Source organism: Caldimicrobium sp. SLHALR3 (genome assembly GCF_058692735.1).
Map to the genome: position 1 here is coordinate 1,611,651 of NZ_CP182484.1, position 16,415 is coordinate 1,628,065.

Sequence of the window (16,415 nt, forward strand, 5' to 3'; positions counted from 1 at the left end):
TAATTTTATATTCCCAGAAATTTTCTCATCATACGCTGAAATTTACCATGTGATCTCATCTGCTTAAGAAGTTTTAACATCTCTTCATAACTTCTCAAAAGCTTATTAACATCTTGCACAGTTGTTCCACTTCCCAAGGCAATTCTCCTTTTCCTACTTGCATTTATAATTCTCGGATTTCTTCTTTCTTCCTTGGTCATAGAATTAATTATAGCTTCCATCTTTATCAATTCTTTTTCGTCAAACTCTATTTCGTTAAGCTTTCTTCCAATTCCTGGCAAAAACTCAAGTATTTCTTTTACAGAACCTAACTTTCTTATCTGACGAAGTTGATCTCTCAGGTCTTCAAGGTCAAATTCAAGTTTTTTAATCTTTTTTTCAAGCTCTTTGGCTTTCTTTAGGTCAAGTGCTTCCTGAGCTTTTTCTATAAGGGTTAATATATCCCCCATTCCGAGGATTCTTCCTGCAAGCCTTTCGGGATAAAAAACCTCTAAAGCATCAAGCTTTTCACCTACTCCTAAAAACTTGATAGGACAACCTGTTACCTCCTTTATAGAAAGCGCAGCTCCTCCTCTTGCATCCCCTTCTATTTTAGTAAGAATAATTCCTGTTATCCCTACCTTTTCGTTGAAAGTCTTAGCTACATTTACTGAGTCTTGACCCATCATGGCATCTGCAACAAGTAAAACCTCAGATGGATTAAAGGTCTTTTTTAGCTCTATCAATTCTTGCATTAAATCCTCGTCAATGTGAAGTCTTCCTGCAGTATCAATAATTACCACATCTCTTCCATTTTCCTTAGCCATTTCAATAGCGTTTTTTACTATTTCAACAGGCTTTTCTCCAGGACGAGCCTCATAAAAAGGGACATCTACTTTCTGAGCAAGAACCTTAAGTTGCTCAATTGCTGCAGGACGATATATGTCGGCTGAAACAAGTAATGGACGATGTCCCTTCTTTTTTAAGAACCTTGCAAGCTTTGCAGCTGTTGTCGTTTTTCCAGAACCTTGTAGACCTGCAAGAAGTATCTTTGCAGGCTTTGCTCCACCTAAATCTAAACCTTTTGCCTCTCCTCCAAGGGTTTGAACAAGCTCTTCATAAACTATCTTTACTATTTGCTGAAAAGGTGTAAGACTTTCTATAACTTCTGAAGATAATGCCCTATTCTCTACCCGACTTATAAAGTCTTTAACTACTTTATAATTTACATCTGCCTCTAATAAAGCTAAACGAATCTCTCTTAATCCCTTTTTTATATCATCAGCACTAAGCTTTCCTTTTTCTTTAAATTTCTGAAAAGCTGCTTCTAATCTTTCACTAAGTCCTTCTAACATAGCTTTCAAAAAATTAAAACTTTTTTCTTTTTTTACAAGAACCTTTAAGATTTAAAATTCAAATCAGTTGTTCTTCCCATTTTTTTAAATATTTCAAGCCATCCATTAAGATCAAATTTTTGAAAGCCCTTACCAGGATAGATTTCATAAAAGAGCTTGTATTTTTCTGGAGTTAAATCAGGCATGATCACATTTGCTCCTGCCTCAAAGGCTTTAACTCTGTAAGAAGGATTTAATACTCCAAGAGCTGTAGTAGCTGGAATATTTGCCTGGGGAAGAATAATTCTTGTTATAGCTACCATTCTTAAAGTTAATTCTGGATTACCAGGAGGAAAACCTGCCAGAGGTGTTTCGGGATGAGGAATAAAAGGTCCATGCCCTACCATGTGAGGTTTCAATTCTTGTAAAAGTAACAAATCATCTACAAGAGAATATACAGTTTGTCCGGGAAGCCCTACTATACACCCAGCTCCTACCTCATAACCAAGCTCCTTTAACCACAAAAGACATCGCATTCTTTTTTCAAAAGTTGTATCTGGCTTTAACCAGGAAAAAAGTTTTTTATCCGCTGTTTCGTGCTTAAGTAAATACCTATCAGCCCCTGCCTCTCTTAAAATTTTATAGTCTTCATAACTTAATTCCCCAACCGAAAGAGTTACAAAAACACCAAATTTTTTAATTTCCTTCACAACCTCTGCAAGTTTTTTTGCATCCCAAAAAGGATCTTCTCCAGATTGCAATACGATGGTTTTAAAACCTTTTGAAATAAGTTTTTCAGCCTCACTTATTATTTCCTTTGCTTCCATTCTATATCTTTTTAATCTCTTGTTGTCCCTTCTTATCCCACAATAAAGACAGTTGTTTTTACAGAAATTGGAAAATTCTATAATGGCTCTTAGATAAATTAAATCTCCCTTTACCTTTTTTCTTATAGTTTCAGCTATTTCGCATAGCAAGTTAAAATCTACCTCGCATAAAAGATACAAAAGCTCTTCTCTTGAAAATTTTACTCCGCTTAAAGACTTTTCTATAATTTCTTCCTCTGTTAAGTATAAATTCTTTGTGAGATAAAGTCTTTGATGCATTTTAAAGTTTCAAATTCCTTTTTTTGGGCTTCAAAACTTGAAGAGACGAGTTCCTGAAGGTGAGGAAAGGGGGAGAGAGCCCTTTTGAGTATACCGTGCATATAAGCTAAAATTACGCCGTAATTTACAATAGGAACTCCTGCTTTCCTTGCCTGCATTATTCTTGAAATCATTTCTTTTCTATTTAACATACAAGCTCCGCAATGAACTATAAGTTTATATTCATTAAGATTTTCAGGTAAAGGACCACTCCCTGCTTTTACTTCTATTTCCAACTCTCCCCCAACCTGAGCTCTCAACCATCTTGGAATTTTTACCCTTCCTATATCATCTTCTACCGGGTGATGAGTGCAGGCTTCGGCAATGAGAACTTTGTCTCCTGGCTTTAAATTTTTTACTGCTAAAACCCCTTCTACTAGGGTTTGCAAATCCCCTTTATATCTTGCAAAAAGAATAGAAAAAGAAGTAAGCCTTATATCAGGAGGGGTATCAGCTGAAACCTTAGTGTAAACTGAAGCATCAGTTATTACTAAGCTTGGTTTTTTATTTAAATTGGATAAAGCATAGGCAAGTTCTCGTTCCTTTACAACTAACGCAATGGCTTCATTATCTATAATGTCTCTGATAACCATCTGTTGAGGTAAAATAAGCCTTCCTTTAGGAGCTGCCTTGTCAACTGGAACAACGCAAATAACTAAATCTCCAGGCTCTATGAGATCGCCAACGATTGTAGGAAGCGTCCAGTCCTTGGGAGCATATTTTATAATCACCTGTTTTAAATCATCTATCCCTTCTCCTGTTAAAGCACTTACAAATACTTTTGGTTCAGGGTAGTTTCCATTTTTGGCATGCGGATAAAGATCTATTTTGTTAATTACATAAATAACAGGTGTATTTATTTCCTCAGCTCTTTTAATCACTTCTTCTTCAAATTCCCCAAATCCTTTAGAAGGATCTATAACAAGTAAAACAAGATCTGTTTTAGACATTACTTCATAAGATTTTTTCTTTCTTAGTTCTCCAAGCATACCCACATCGTCAATTCCTGCAGTATCTATAATTACTACCGGTCCAAGAGGAAGTATTTCCATAGCTTTGGATACAGGATCAGTTGTCGTTCCCGGGACATCAGAAACAATGGCTAATTCTTGCCCTGTCAAAGCATTTATCAAAGAAGATTTTCCTGCATTTCTTCTTCCAAAAAGAGCTATGTGAAGTCTCTGACCCTTAGGAACACTCATTTTCTTAAAAACCCCCTTAATTTTTCTATAAATTCTTCTTTTTCTTTTTCAGGAATTTTTTCCCATTCGTTTGAAACCACGGCAAATCTTTCGTTTAAAAATATCTCTTCTGGAGGCAAAAAAGAGTCTTCTTTATGTCCTGCTATATAAGAATGCCTTTTACCTAAAATTTCAACCAGCCATACATTAACTCCGTATTTAGCTTTTATTTCGTTTGCTAACTTTTCAAAATTAGAAATAAAGATCTCTTTCTCCATTCTGAATCCTCCTGTAGTATTCCAAGAGTTTTTCAAAGGCTTTTGGAGGAATCATGCTTTTTACTTCTTCTATTTCTTTTTGAATAACCTTTTCTCCAGTTTTTTTTGTTTCTTCTGAAGCAAAGTCATCAAGCCATTCCCTATAAGTAAGAATAGCATTAAGTTTACAGAATATGCCTTCTTTACCTGTTTTTAAAAGCGTCATGATTCTTTCTCCTGTTCTTCCACATCTATAACCAGCTGTGCAAAAGCTTGTTATTACTCCCATTTCAGCAAGTTCTCTTATCAATTCATCAAGACTTCTTGTATCTCCCAATTCAAACTGCTGTCTTTCAAGCTCTTGTTCGGTATATCTATCAGAATAAGCCCCTATTCCTATCTTTGTTCCTGCATCTGTTTGAGTAATAAGCCCCATAGAAATAATTTTTCTTCTTAGATGAGCGGGTTCTCTTGCAGTTAAAATCATACCAGTGTAAGGAACAGCAAGTCTTATAACACAGATAAGCTTTATAAAATCTTCATCTGAAACTTTATACTTTGCGGACTGAATGAAAGGTGTGTTTGCTGCAGGCTCAAGTCTTGGAAATGAAATAGTGTGAGGTCCTATTCCAAACTTCTTTTCAAGGTCTCGTGCATGATATACAAGCCCCATTACCTCAAATCTCCAATCATAAAGTCCAAAAAGAACTCCAAGAGCAACATCATCAACACCAGCTTCTAAAGCTCTGTGATGACAGTAAAGCCTCCACTGATAATGATGTTTAATCGTATCCTTAGGATGGACCTCTTCGTAAGTTTTGTGATGATAAGTCTCCTGAAATACCTGATATGTTCCTATTCCTACTTCTTTAAGCATTTTCAATTCATCTATACTCATAGGAGCTGCATTTACATTTACCCTTCTTATCTGTCCATAGCCATTTTTGGTTTTTACTTTCACTGAATAAATAGCTTCTATGGTGTCTCTTATGTAATGAACATCAGTTGCAGGATGCTCTCCATAAACCACTATTAAACGCTTATGTCCTATTTCACCAGCAAGTACTTCAGCCTCCTTCTTAACCTCTTCTATAGTTAAAACCCTCCTTTTAATAACTTCATTGTCTCTTCTAAATCCACAGTATAGACAGTTGTTTACACATAAATTTCCACAGTAAAGTGGTGCAAAGGTAACAATTCTATTGTCATAAACTTTCTTTTTTACCTGCCTTGCAGTCTCAAACATCTCTTCCCACAGTTCAGGATCTTTAACATTTAAAAGGACCGCTGTCTCGTCAGGAGTGAGCGTCTCAATGGCAAGGGATTTCTGTAAAATGTCTCTTACCTGTTTGGGATCGGGATTTTTATGCTTTTCAAGTTTTTCCCAAATTTCATCATCATTGATAAAATCTTTCCCATTATCCATATACCTTTTAACCTCATCCTCCTTAATCCTTTTTTCCATCCATTCTTTTATTTTTGGTGTAAGATAAACTTTAGCCATTTTTAATACACCCCCTTTTAACTTTTTGTTTTTATTTTAGACTTTAAGTATTCAAATCCTGCAAACCCGGGAGTTGTCAACTCCCGAGGCTCTGTAATCTTCTCTATTTCGTCTTCAGTAAAGTATCCTTTTTCCAATAAAACATCTTCAACCCTTTTCCCCGAATAAAGCGCTTCTTTATAAATTCCAGCACAAACTTCATATCCTAAATAAGGAGAAAAAGCAGTAATGACAACTCCGCTTTTATCAAAAAGTTCTTTACACCTTTCAACATCAACGGTTATCCCTGAAACACACTTTTCTCTAAAAACTTTGCAACAGTTTTTCAAAATTTTTAAAGCTCCTATAAGCTCATGAGAAATAAGAGGTAAAAAAGGATTAAGTTCCAGATTTCCCATACTACATGCAAGGCTTACTGCAAGATCTGAAGCCATAACTTTTATTCCTACCTGTGTTACCATTTCAGGTACAACTGGATTAACCTTTCCTGGCATTATAGATGACCCAACTTGAATTGCTGGCAACTTTATTTCTCCTATTCCAGCCCTTGGACCAGAGCTTAAAAATCTGAGATCTGAAGCGATTTTTATTAGATCTACAGCAAGTGTTTTTAAAAATCCTGAAACCTCAGATAAAGTATCCATGTTTTGAGTTGCCTCAAAAAGATTTTCTGCTTTAGCTACAGGAAGACCCGTAAATTCTCTTAACTTTTCTATAGCTATTTCAATAAACTCTTTTGGACAGTTTAGACCTGTTCCTACAGCAGTTCCGCCAAGATTTACCTGTCTTACCCTTTCTATAGCTTTGTTAAGTCTCCACCAGTCTCTATTTAAAGCTTCTGCCCATGCCGAAAACTCCTGTCCTGCAGTTACAGGAACTGCATCCTGCATCTCAGTTCTACCAACTTTCAAAACCTTTGCATATTCCTTTTCCTTTTTCTGGAACTCTCCCTGAAGACCTGCAACTTCCTGAGAAAGCTCTTTTAAAAGCTTTAAAACAGCTACCTTAACTGCAGTAGGAAATACATCGTTAGTAGATTGATGCAAATTAACATCCTCTATAGGATGAACCTTTTCGTATTCTCCTTTTGAATATCCAAGAATTTCAAGGGCTCTATTTGCTATTATTTCATTAATATTCATGTTAAAAGATGTCCCTGCCCCTCCTGCCAAAGGATCAACCAAAACTTGATCATCAAATTTTCCCTCAGCAACCTCCTCACAAGCTTTTATTATTGCTTCTGCTTTTGAAACTTCTAAAAATCCCATTTCCATATTGGCAAAAGCAGAAGCTTTTTTAACCATTCCCATAGCCCATATCAACTCTCTATGAGGCTTAGTTCCTGTAATAGGAAAATTTTCCAATGCCCTTTGAGTGTGAATTCCATAATACGCTTCCTTTAAAATTTCCTTTTCTCCAAGAGAATCTCTTTCTATTCTGTAAATGTTTTCTTTTTCACTAAATGCTATACACATCCTTTACTCCTTTTTTACTGGAACTAAAAAACTTTTTACAGAAACACCTTTTATATTCCCCAACTTTCCAGTTAAGGCACCGATTGCATCTGTATTCCCTTCTACGATAAGGGTAATAATACCTATGTCTTCTTCTTTTTTAGGAAGTCCCATCCTTCCAAGAATTATTTCTGAATGTTCAGAAAGGATCTTATTAACTAATTGAGCGTTTTTACTTCTATTAGATACGACTATAGCAATTACGCCAATTTTTTCCATAGATCTCCTCGGGCTTAGGTAATACCCTCACCCTCAGAATTTTAATTTTGAACCCCCATAGGGTCAGGGAATACCCCCTCCCCTACAGGGATTCAACAATTATTAGCCTCTCTTTTCGTAGTGAGTATGAAGTAATTTCTCACTCACTTCACTTAATGGATGTTTAGCAAATTCTTTATAAAACTTTTTAATAGTTGGAGTTTGATAAGAAGCTACTATCTTATATTTAATTCTCATAATTTCATCATCACGATATTGCCCGATCTGTCTTTTCCTTATCAATAAAATTCTTGCCTTTCCTACAGGAGTTTCAAAAAAGTTGGTAATAACTTTTGGTGGCTGTTGAGCAATTAATTCCTTGGTAAAAACTGGAATTTCTGGTAAAGCTAAACCTGCTATAATTATTCCAGTTGTTTTTAAAAATTCTCTTCTTGTTATCTCACAGCGCATATTTTTCACCTCCTATTTAATTTTTGTTTTCTCAGTTTTTATGTTGTTAAAGCATGTTTAGGTTGTCCACCTCCATTAAGACAACCACCGGGACAACACATTACTTCAATAAAATGGTAGGGTGATCTTCCTGCCTTTACTTCTTCAAGTACATTCTTGATATGTCCTCCGTTAGGTCCAATTCCATTAACATTGCAAAGTTTTATAGTCAATTTGTCAGTTTTGAAAATCTTTTTATATTCAGGTCTTAGTGGCACTGGAATAGTTGCTGTAACAACTGGATAAATGTATCCTCTTACTGGTTCAAAGTCCCATACAGGACTCATAGCATCAGGTTCAAGACCAGAAAGCACATGGAAAGCAAATCTTACAGCAGCCTCCATAACTCCACCACTTGTTCCAAAGATAGTTGCACCTCCAGAATACCACTTGAAGTCCTTAGGCACTCTTTCCTTTTCTTCAGGAATCTCTAAGGGATTTATTCCAAGTCTTTTAAGAAGCTCTGCAAGATCTCTTGTGGTAAGAACTGCATCAACATCCCTCATGCCTGGAGTCTTTAAAAATCTTCCTGCAGAATCAAATTCTGGACGAGAGGCTTCAAAAATTTTTGCAGTACAGGGCATAATTCCTACAGTAAACATTTTCTTAGGATCTACTTTCCAGATATATTTTGCTCCATAAGTTTTTGCTGTAGGACCTGCCATCTGCTGAGGTGACTTACAAGAGGAAATGTGTGGTATAATCTCTGGATAATAAATTTCGGCATATCTTACCCAGGCAGGGCAACAGCTCGTAAATTGCGGAAGTGCTTTAGAGTGAAGCTCATCTAAATCAAGCTCAAATTCCTCTCCCCACAAAAATACAGGTAATTTCTTTAATCCAGCATTTGCTGCTATTCTTCCAATAAGCTCAGTTCCCTCTTCAAGAATAGTCTGGTCAGCAGCAAAGTTATTTTCATAAATCAAAAATCCAGCCTTTTCTAAAGCTGCCCACATTCTTCCAACAGTTAAAGTTCCAGGTTCAGCTCCAAATTCTTCTGCAAGAGCTACCCTTACTGCTGGAGCAATAATTCCAACCACTTTGGTATTTTTGTCTTTCAATTTTTCCATAACTAAATCAACAAAACTCATCTGCATAATAGCATTATAAGGACAGTTAAGTAAACACTGCCCACAGTTTATACACTTGTCAAAATCAATTTCATGCTTTTCTCCTAGCTCACCTTTTATTGCTCCTGCAGGACAAACAGACCTACAAGTATCACATCCTACACAAACTTCTTTGTCAATTCTAATAATTCCTTTTAACTCACCAGGTCTAAATGTTCCCTCTTTTTTTGTTACTTTAAATTCTGGTCCTCCTTTAAATGTTGGAACTTTTACAACTTCTCCTATCATGTCTTCACCTCCTTTTTTTACTTGGTTTATTTTTAAAATTTATGTCAACTTTTTCATCATGTCAAATTTAAAATTATTTTATTTTTCGTTATAATTTTGCAATTTTAATATTATGTTAAATTTTTAAACCATTTTTTAAAATTTTTTACTTTTTTTTATATAGTTACAAAATATTTTATAAAAATGAAAAAAATATTATAATGTAGATATGGTAGAAATTTTTTTAAAAAAATCGGCTTTATTCCAAAAAAATTTTTTGTTTTTTATTTTTGGATATTTTTTATCAGCTATAGGCTCTCAAATCCAGACTACTGGACAAATGTGGTTAGTATACAAACTCACCAATTCTCCCTTTTATTTAGGACTTTTTAGCTTCGTAACTTCTTGTCTTGCCATCTTTTCTGTAATTGTAGGAGGAATTTTAATAGATCTTTTTAATAGAAAATACCTTATGCTTTTAACAAACCTTTTTGGTATGCTTTTTTCTTTTGTTTTAGGAGTTTTAATACACTTAAATAAAATAAATTTTTGGTGTCTCACTTTTTTAGTATTTTTATATAATTTTTTAAACACTTTTGAAATACCTTTAAGGCAGGTTTTTGTATCAGAGATCCTTCCCCTTTTTCTCATCACCAAAGGGGTAGCCTTCCAATCTTTGTCTTTTAATTTTGCTCGCTTAATAGGACCTTTTTTAGGAGGTCTTATCCTAACTTACAGTTATGCATATAACTGTTTTTATCTAAATGCCCTTAGTTTTTTAGTTTTCACTATTCTTATAAGCTTGATAACTCCTGAATTTAGAAAAAAAGATAAAGATTTTACCCATGCCAATTTAAAAGACTTTATCAAATCAACGCTTTCTTTTTTAAAAATGAAAAAAATTAGCTATATTCTTTTAGCGGTTGTAATTTATACTTTCTTTGGGAACTCTATAGTTATTCTTTTCCCATTTATTGCTAATAAAGTTTATCTCAAAGATCCTAAGGACTTTTCTTTTTTACTAAGTGCTTTAGGATTAGGGGCAGTTTTTGGAGCTCTTTTAATAATTTTAAGAAAGGAAATCAAAAACGAACTTTTACACCTTTGGAAAGCTACATTAATATTAGCCTTAGGCATAGCAGGTTTGTCCTTCTGTAAAATTTGGGAAATGGCAAAAATTTTCTCTTTCTTAATAGGTTTTTCCTTTTCTAATTTTTTTCCTGTAGCCAATGGATTTTTGCAAAAATCCGTTCCCGATTATTTAAGAGGAAAAATCATAAGTATTTTTACTTTAGCCTATCTTGGGACCTATCCTTTAGGAGATCTAATAATAGGAGCTTTAACAGAAACCTTTACTTTTCAGCTTGTTATCATTTTTTACCTATTTATCTTATTAGCATTAAACAGTTTTTTATTACTCAATGCTTCAAAAACCTGTAAAATTTAAAAATTCCTTTTAAAATTTTCAAAAACCCTCTTGACTTTTAAATGTTATCCTGCATACTAAATGTAGTGGTATTTTTGATTTTATACCACAATATTTTGTGGTAGGGAGGGCAGGATGGAGCCTTTAGTTAGAAAAAGAAGTGGGAAGGTGGTTCCTTTTTCCAGATTGAGAATTATTAACGCAGTTTACAAAGCCATGAAGGCTACAAATATAGGAACAAGGGCTGATGCTGAAAGAATAGCGGATGCCGTTTCTGTAATCCTTTATCGCACCTATTTTAAAAAGGGAGACATACCCCATGTAGAAACCATCCAAGACATTATTGAAAAGACCCTGATGGAGAAGGGGTTTCCTGAGGTTGCCAAAGCCTATATTCTTTATCGTGAAAAGAGAAGACAGGCAAGGGAAATCGGTAAGGCTTTAATTGATGGAATCAACCTGATAGAGGAATATCTTGGGCAGGAGGACTGGAGGGTACGAGAAAATTCTAACATGAATTACAGCTTACAGGGGCTAAATTTTCATGTAAGTTCTTCTATTATTGCCCGTTATTGGCTTGAAAAGCTCTATCCAGAAGAGGTTGCAAGAGCTCACAAAGAGGGAGACTTTCATATCCATGACCTGGGAATACTTGGCCCTTATTGTGTAGGGTGGGATTTGTATGACTTAATGCTGAGAGGATTTGGTGGGGTTTCTGGGAAGGTAGAGAGTGCTCCACCCAAGCACTTTAGAACTGCTCTTGGTCAGATAGTGAACTTCTTTTATACCCTTCAGGGTGAGGCAGCAGGGGCTCAAGCCTTTTCTAATTTTGACACTCTCCTTGCACCTTTTGTTCGCTACGACAAACTCTCCTATGAAGAAGTAAAACAGTGCATGCAGGAATTTCTCTTCAATTTAAATGTACCCACGAGGGTTGGTTTTCAAACACCCTTTACCAATCTTACCTTTGATCTAAAACCTTCAAAGCTTTATGCCAAAGCAAATGTAATCATTGGTGGGAAACCAAGAGATGAAGTTTATGAGGAGTTTCACAAAGAGATGTCTATGATAAATAGAGCCTTTTGTGAGCTGATGATGGAAGGAGATGCCAAAGGGAGAATTTTTACTTTTCCTATTCCCACCTACAACATTACCAAAGACTTTGACTGGGACAATCCTGATTATGAGCTTCTTTGGGAAATGACGAGAAAATATGGTATTCCCTATTTTGCTAATTTTGTAAACTCAGATATGGATCCTGATGATGCAAGAAGTATGTGTTGCAGACTTCGTCTTGATCAGAGAGAGTTAAGAAAAAGAGGAGGAGGACTTTTTGGGGCTAATCCTTTAACTGGTTCTATTGGCGTAGTAACTATTAATCTTCCAAGACTGGGGTACTTATCTACTTGCGAAGAAGAATTCTTTGAAAGATTGGAAGCTCTTATGGAACTTGCCAAAACCTCCTTAGAAATAAAACGCAAGGTGATTGAGGACTTTACTGAAAAAGGGCTTTATCCCTATTCCAAGGTTTATCTACAGAGTGTTAAAGAGGCAAGAGGACAATACTGGGCAAATCACTTTTCTACCATTGGGGTAGTTGGAATGAATGAAATGTGTCTTAATTTTTTAGGTAAACCCATTTATGAAAAAGATGCCAAAGAATTTGCCATTAAGGTGTTAAAATTTATGAGAGAAAAAATTGCTGATTTTCAGCAAGAAACAGGAAATCTTTACAATCTGGAAGCTACTCCTGCAGAAGGAACAAGCTATAGACTTGCTAAGATAGATAAGAAAAAATTCCCGAGAATAAAAACCTCTGGAACAGATGAAGCTCCTTATTATACAAATTCCTGCCACCTTCCTGTAAATTATACTGACGACATATTTGAAATTCTTACCCATCAGGATGATTTGCAAGTTCTTTTTACAGGAGGAACGGTTGTTCATCTTTTTGTTGGAGAAGAAATAACAGATAGAAATATTGTTAAAGAACTTGTTAAAACTATAGTAGAAAACTTTAGATTGCCTTATTTTTCTATTACTCCCACTTTTTCAGTATGCCCTGTTCACGGATATTTACCTGGAAAGCACGAATTTTGTCCATACCCACATACAGAAGAGGAGCTTGAGAAATTTGGAATTGAAGTAGAACTCCCCATAACTTTACTAACCAAACTACCAGAAAAAGCCTATAAACCATCTACTACTTCGTAGCGGTAAATTTCTACGAAGTAGTAAATTTTAAAGGAGGTGGCAAAGTATGAAAAAAGAGGAGTTTAAAAAGGTTAAGGTTGTTCCGTGCGAGGTTTATTCCCGTGTTGTAGGATATTTTAGACCTGTTCAAAACTGGAATCCTGGAAAACAACAAGAATTTAAAGAAAGAAAGACTGTAAAAATTGATTCCTATATAAAAATAAAAGCCTCTTCTCAGACATAAAAAATGGAAGAAAAAAATAAATGCGATATACCATTAGTAAAAGAAAAAACAAAAAAGAAAAAAATTGGACCTGGATTTTGTGATTTTTGCTGGGAAGAGCAACCTTTATGCTATATATGCAGTCATTGCGGTTTTACTATCTGTCAAAGATGCTTTATAGAGCATCAAAGACTTTTTACAAGAACTGGAGTTACCTGGGTTTGCCCAAATTGCCTAAACTGGGAAACTTTATAAGTTTAAACTTCAAATTTAGCTAAAACTGGGGCATGATCTGAAGGCTTTTTCCAGCCCCGAGGAGTCTTTTCTACCCATATATCTCTAAGCTTATCAACTAAAGGCTCTGTTATTAAAATGTGATCAAGTCTCATCCCCTGATTTTTATTGAAAGCAAAAAATTGATAATCCCACCAAGTAAAAATTCCTTTTTTATCTGGATATTTTAACCTTAAAGCATCAATTAAACCAAAATCAATTAAAGCTTTAAAGGCATTTCTTTCTCTTTCTGTAAAACAGATATGTTCTTTAAATATTTCTGGATCATAAACATCTATTTCTTCTGGTGCTACATTAAAGTCTCCCATAATAATAAGTGGAGTATCCTTAGAAAAATTCGTCTCCAAAAACTCTCTAAATTTCCACATAAAATGAAGTTTATAGAAATAATAATCTGAATTAACTGGACTTCCGTTAGGAATGTAAACTGAAAATAACCAAATTTCCCTTATTTTTTCCGGATTTATTTTTATACCTATAATTCTTTCTTTAGCATCTGGGAAAGAATCTGCTTCTTTAAGACCTTCAAACCCTGATATAACTTTTTCTGCCTTAAATTTAGATAAAATGGCAACACCATTTCTCCCTTTTCCACCTTGATGATAAATTTCATAATTAAGCTTTTTGAAAATAAGAGAAGGAAATTCCTCAGTTTTAACCTTTGTTTCCTGAATAGCTAAAATGTCTAAGGGTTTTTCCTGTAAAAACCTTTCTACTTGCTCTTTTCTTATACGGATCGAATTTACATTCCAAGTGCCAACAAGCATCAAAATACTTTAACCCTTCTTTTTCTTGCTACTTCCTTTGGGTGTTTTCTCTGTTTCAGTTTCTTCTTTTACCATACTTCCCTGAGCTCCACACTCAGGACATTTTTTAGGTTTACACCTACTTTCTTTTACTGCTCCACAGGAATTGCATTTCCATAAAGCCATTTTTCCCTCCCACTTTTACTAAAATTTTTATCAATTTTAAGTATAATTTAAATTATAAAAGTTGCATCTCCATAGGAGTAAAATCTATATCTTCTTTTTTTAGCCTCCTCATATGCTTTGAAAATTAAATCCCTTCCAGCAAATGCACAAACTAAAAGCAAAAGAGAGGACTTGGGAAGATGAAAGTTAGTTATCATGGCTGAAACTACCTGAAATTTGAACCCAGGATAAATGTAAAGATCGCAAAGTCCTTTATAAGGGGAAAAACCCTTTTGAGCTATAAATTCTAAGGTCCTAACTACTGTCGTTCCCACTGCAATAATTCTTCTTTTTTCAGAAAGGGCTGATTTTATTTCTGAAATTACATCATCTTCTACCTCTATGTATTCTGGATCTATTTTATGTTTTCTTATATCTTTTACTTTTATAGGAGCAAAAGTTCCGTATCCTACATGAAGAGTAATGTATTTTATAATAACGCCCTTTTCTTTAAGCCTTGCAAGGAGTTTCTCATCAAAATGAAATCCAGCAGTTGGTGCTGCAATAGAGCCCTCTTTTTCAGCATAAACAGTTTGATATCTTTCAAGATCTATTTCCTCTGGTTCTCTTTTTATGTAAGGAGGAAGAGGTGCCTTTCCATATTTATAGATAAGAATTTCAAGATTCTCTTTTCCCTCAAGTTCTATTAAAAACCTCCCTCCTTCATATTTTTCCAAAACCTTTGCAGTAATTGAATCATTTATGATTATTACAGTTCCCTTTTTAATTCTTTTACCTTTTATCAAGGCTTGGGTTTCAAATCTTTTGCCATAAGGTTTTTGAAATAAAAGTAATTCCGCCTCTCCTCCTGTGAATTTTTTCCCTTTTAATCTTGCAGGAAAAACCTTAGTGTTATTTAAGACCAATAAATCTCCCTCTTTTAAATATTTTTCGATTTCTAAAAACTTTTCGTGAAAGTAAAGTTCTTTTTTCTTTCTATCAATAACAAGAAGTTTAGATTGAGTGCGTTCCTTAGTAGGATAGTAAGCTATGAGATCTTCTGGTAGTTCGTAATTATAGGTTTCTATATCAAATTCTTTTGGAATTGAAGACATTAATTAAAGATATTTAGAGGGGATATTTTCAAAAATTAAAAGATCTTCTATCGTTTCTCTTCTTCTGATTATGTAGTATGCATCTCCGTCAACGAGAACTTCAGGCGCTCTTGGTCTAGAGTTATAATTTGAGCTCATAACAAATCCGTATGCTCCCACACTCATAACTGCAAGGAGATCTCCCCTTTTAACCTTGGGAAGTTTTCTTTCTTTTGCAAGAAAATCACTACTTTCACAAATCGGACCAACTACATCAACTACTTCATACTCCGAATATTTATCCTCCACAGGAACGATTTTATGATAAGCCTGATAGAATGAGGGTCTTATTAAATCGTTCATTCCTGCATCAACTACTACGAATTTTTTTAATATGTTCTCTTTGGTATAAAGAACTTTTGTAACAAGAATTCCAGCATTTCCAACGATTACTCTTCCTGGCTCTAAGATTATGGTAGCATTAAGGTCTTTGCCTTCTTTGATAATGGCATCTGCATATTCTTGTGGCAAAGGTGGCTCTTCATCGTCATAAACTATTCCCAATCCTCCTCCTATATCAAGATATTTAAGTTCAAAACCAAGATTTATAAGTTCCTCCCAGATTTTTTTAAGTCTATTTAACGCAGAAACAAAGGGACCAATTGATGTAATCTGAGATCCAATGTGAGCATCAACTCCTATGGGTTGAAGATAGGGATTTTCTTTTGCCTTTTTGTATCCCTCTATTACAAATTCTTCAGGTATTCCAAATTTACTTTTTTTAAGCCCTGTAGAAATATAGGGATGAGTTTGAGGATCTACATCAGGATTAACCCTTAAAGCAAAGGGAGCTTTTTTGTTTAGTTTTTTGGCAACCTCTCCCAAAACCTCAAGCTCCTCAAGACTTTCTACATTAAACATAAGAATATCAGCTAAAAGAGCAAGCTCCATTTCTTCAGGAGTTTTACCCACTCCAGAAAAAACAATCTTTTTAGGAGAAATACCAGCTTTTAATGCCCTTTTAAGTTCTCCTGCTGAAACAATATCAGCCCCGCTTCCAAGTTGTTTTAAAAGCGAAATTATAGCTATATTAGAATTAGCCTTAACAGAATAGCAAATTAAATGATCTACTTTTGAAAAGGATTCTTTAAAGACCTGAAAATGTCTTTTTATGGTTTTTGCTGAATAGATATAAACAGGGGTTCCAACCTCTTCAACAATTCTTTTAACAGGAACCTCTTCACAATAAAGCTCTCCGTTTCTGTATCCAAAATAATGCATTTTCCTTCTCTTTTTAAATTCCTAAATAATACCT

16 protein-coding genes and 1 pseudogene are annotated in these 16,415 nt (G+C 34.7%); 4 read left to right on the top strand and 13 right to left on the bottom strand.

Translation table 11 applies throughout. The annotated features are described in order from the left end of the window. Positions 1-5: 5 nt before the first annotated feature. The 9 genes from ffh to ACLGLP_RS08575 all read right to left on the bottom strand — a co-directional run bounded on the left by ffh (position 6) and on the right by ACLGLP_RS08575 (position 8,980). Positions 6-1,334, bottom strand: a complete 1,329-nt coding sequence (ffh, locus tag ACLGLP_RS08535) for a signal recognition particle protein (RefSeq protein WP_492112854.1) — start codon at positions 1,332-1,334, stop codon at positions 6-8. Positions 1,335-1,378: 44 nt separating this feature from the next. Then, positions 1,379-2,419: a [FeFe] hydrogenase H-cluster radical SAM maturase HydE gene (gene hydE, locus ACLGLP_RS08540; RefSeq protein WP_492112855.1), complete on the bottom strand. Its 1,041-nt coding sequence runs from the start codon at positions 2,417-2,419 to the stop codon at positions 1,379-1,381. Then, complete coding sequence (hydF, locus tag ACLGLP_RS08545) at positions 2,380-3,660, bottom strand: [FeFe] hydrogenase H-cluster maturation GTPase HydF (protein WP_492112856.1); 1,281 nt, start codon at positions 3,658-3,660, stop codon at positions 2,380-2,382. Before hydF ends, hydE begins: the two co-directional genes overlap by 40 nt. Then, positions 3,657-3,917, bottom strand: a complete 261-nt coding sequence (locus ACLGLP_RS08550; protein ID WP_492112857.1) for a hypothetical protein — start codon at positions 3,915-3,917, stop codon at positions 3,657-3,659. Before ACLGLP_RS08550 ends, hydF begins: the two co-directional genes overlap by 4 nt. After that, positions 3,892-5,400, bottom strand: a complete 1,509-nt coding sequence (hydG, locus tag ACLGLP_RS08555; RefSeq protein WP_492112858.1) for a [FeFe] hydrogenase H-cluster radical SAM maturase HydG — start codon at positions 5,398-5,400, stop codon at positions 3,892-3,894. Before hydG ends, ACLGLP_RS08550 begins: the two co-directional genes overlap by 26 nt. A gap of 17 nt (positions 5,401-5,417) precedes the next feature. Next, entirely contained in the window at positions 5,418-6,875 is a 1,458-nt protein-coding gene (locus tag ACLGLP_RS08560) for an aspartate ammonia-lyase (protein WP_492112859.1), read from the bottom strand. Between the two features lie 3 nt (positions 6,876-6,878). Continuing rightward, entirely contained in the window at positions 6,879-7,133 is a 255-nt protein-coding gene (locus ACLGLP_RS08565; protein WP_492112860.1) for a TM1266 family iron-only hydrogenase system putative regulator, read from the bottom strand. Between the two features lie 102 nt (positions 7,134-7,235). Then, on the bottom strand, positions 7,236-7,583 hold the full coding sequence (locus tag ACLGLP_RS08570; protein WP_492112861.1) for an iron hydrogenase small subunit: 348 nt from the start codon (positions 7,581-7,583) through the stop codon (positions 7,236-7,238). Positions 7,584-7,621: 38 nt separating this feature from the next. After that, positions 7,622-8,980, bottom strand: a complete 1,359-nt coding sequence (locus ACLGLP_RS08575) for a [Fe-Fe] hydrogenase large subunit C-terminal domain-containing protein (protein ID WP_492112862.1) — start codon at positions 8,978-8,980, stop codon at positions 7,622-7,624. 208 nt (positions 8,981-9,188) lie between these two features. Here ACLGLP_RS08575 and ACLGLP_RS08580 point away from each other — a divergent pair, with 208 nt between their 5' ends. The 4 genes and pseudogenes from ACLGLP_RS08580 (at position 9,189) to ACLGLP_RS08595 (ending at position 13,056) form a co-directional block, all read left to right on the top strand. Then, positions 9,189-10,406 carry an MFS transporter gene (locus ACLGLP_RS08580; RefSeq protein WP_492112863.1) on the top strand — a complete coding sequence of 406 codons (1,218 nt, stop codon included), beginning with the start codon at positions 9,189-9,191 and terminating at the stop codon, positions 10,404-10,406. A 114-nt stretch (positions 10,407-10,520) separates the two neighbouring features. Beyond that, positions 10,521-12,599, top strand: a complete 2,079-nt coding sequence (locus tag ACLGLP_RS08585; protein ID WP_492112864.1) for a ribonucleoside triphosphate reductase — start codon at positions 10,521-10,523, stop codon at positions 12,597-12,599. Further along, positions 12,598-12,822: pseudogene (gene nrdD / locus ACLGLP_RS08590) on the top strand (anaerobic ribonucleoside-triphosphate reductase); the annotation flags it as partial. The gene ACLGLP_RS08585 and the pseudogene nrdD, both read left to right, overlap by 2 nt. A gap of 3 nt (positions 12,823-12,825) precedes the next feature. Next, positions 12,826-13,056, top strand: coding sequence for a hypothetical protein (locus tag ACLGLP_RS08595; RefSeq protein WP_492112865.1), 231 nt, complete (start codon positions 12,826-12,828; stop codon positions 13,054-13,056). Positions 13,057-13,058: 2 nt separating this feature from the next. Here ACLGLP_RS08595 and xth read toward each other — a convergent pair whose 3' ends face one another. The 4 genes from xth to lysA are packed head-to-tail and all read right to left on the bottom strand — an operon-like array spanning position 13,059 to position 16,381. Beyond that, positions 13,059-13,862: an exodeoxyribonuclease III gene (gene xth / locus ACLGLP_RS08600; RefSeq protein ID WP_492112866.1), complete on the bottom strand. Its 804-nt coding sequence runs from the start codon at positions 13,860-13,862 to the stop codon at positions 13,059-13,061. Between the two features lie 9 nt (positions 13,863-13,871). After that, positions 13,872-14,027, bottom strand: a complete 156-nt coding sequence (locus ACLGLP_RS08605; RefSeq protein WP_492112867.1) for an RCKP-type rubredoxin-like domain-containing protein — start codon at positions 14,025-14,027, stop codon at positions 13,872-13,874. Positions 14,028-14,074: 47 nt separating this feature from the next. Next, positions 14,075-15,121 (bottom strand): tRNA preQ1(34) S-adenosylmethionine ribosyltransferase-isomerase QueA, encoded by a 1,047-nt coding sequence (gene queA / locus ACLGLP_RS08610; protein WP_492112868.1) that lies wholly within the window; start codon positions 15,119-15,121, stop codon positions 14,075-14,077. 3 nt (positions 15,122-15,124) lie between these two features. Beyond that, positions 15,125-16,381, bottom strand: coding sequence for a diaminopimelate decarboxylase (lysA, locus tag ACLGLP_RS08615; RefSeq protein WP_492112869.1), 1,257 nt, complete (start codon positions 16,379-16,381; stop codon positions 15,125-15,127). Between the last annotated feature and the right edge of the window lie 34 nt (positions 16,382-16,415).

Coding starts and splice junctions, on each gene's coding strand:
- ACLGLP_RS08565 (WP_492112860.1), bottom strand. CDS start 7,133: ATGGAAAAAATTGGCGTAATTGCTATAGTCGTATCTAATAGAAGTAAA.
- queA (WP_492112868.1), bottom strand. CDS start 15,121: ATGTCTTCAATTCCAAAAGAATTTGATATAGAAACCTATAATTACGAA.
- ACLGLP_RS08580 (WP_492112863.1), top strand. CDS start 9,189: ATGGTAGAAATTTTTTTAAAAAAATCGGCTTTATTCCAAAAAAATTTT.
- ACLGLP_RS08605 (WP_492112867.1), bottom strand. CDS start 14,027: ATGGCTTTATGGAAATGCAATTCCTGTGGAGCAGTAAAAGAAAGTAGG.
- hydG (WP_492112858.1), bottom strand. CDS start 5,400: ATGGCTAAAGTTTATCTTACACCAAAAATAAAAGAATGGATGGAAAAA.
- lysA (WP_492112869.1), bottom strand. CDS start 16,381: ATGCATTATTTTGGATACAGAAACGGAGAGCTTTATTGTGAAGAGGTT.
- ACLGLP_RS08595 (WP_492112865.1), top strand. CDS start 12,826: ATGGAAGAAAAAAATAAATGCGATATACCATTAGTAAAAGAAAAAACA.
- ffh (WP_492112854.1), bottom strand. CDS start 1,334: ATGTTAGAAGGACTTAGTGAAAGATTAGAAGCAGCTTTTCAGAAATTT.
- hydE (WP_492112855.1), bottom strand. CDS start 2,419: ATGCATCAAAGACTTTATCTCACAAAGAATTTATACTTAACAGAGGAA.
- ACLGLP_RS08560 (WP_492112859.1), bottom strand. CDS start 6,875: ATGTGTATAGCATTTAGTGAAAAAGAAAACATTTACAGAATAGAAAGA.
- xth (WP_492112866.1), bottom strand. CDS start 13,862: ATGCTTGTTGGCACTTGGAATGTAAATTCGATCCGTATAAGAAAAGAG.
- hydF (WP_492112856.1), bottom strand. CDS start 3,660: ATGAGTGTTCCTAAGGGTCAGAGACTTCACATAGCTCTTTTTGGAAGA.
- ACLGLP_RS08550 (WP_492112857.1), bottom strand. CDS start 3,917: ATGGAGAAAGAGATCTTTATTTCTAATTTTGAAAAGTTAGCAAACGAA.
- ACLGLP_RS08575 (WP_492112862.1), bottom strand. CDS start 8,980: ATGATAGGAGAAGTTGTAAAAGTTCCAACATTTAAAGGAGGACCAGAA.
- ACLGLP_RS08585 (WP_492112864.1), top strand. CDS start 10,521: ATGGAGCCTTTAGTTAGAAAAAGAAGTGGGAAGGTGGTTCCTTTTTCC.
- ACLGLP_RS08570 (WP_492112861.1), bottom strand. CDS start 7,583: ATGCGCTGTGAGATAACAAGAAGAGAATTTTTAAAAACAACTGGAATA.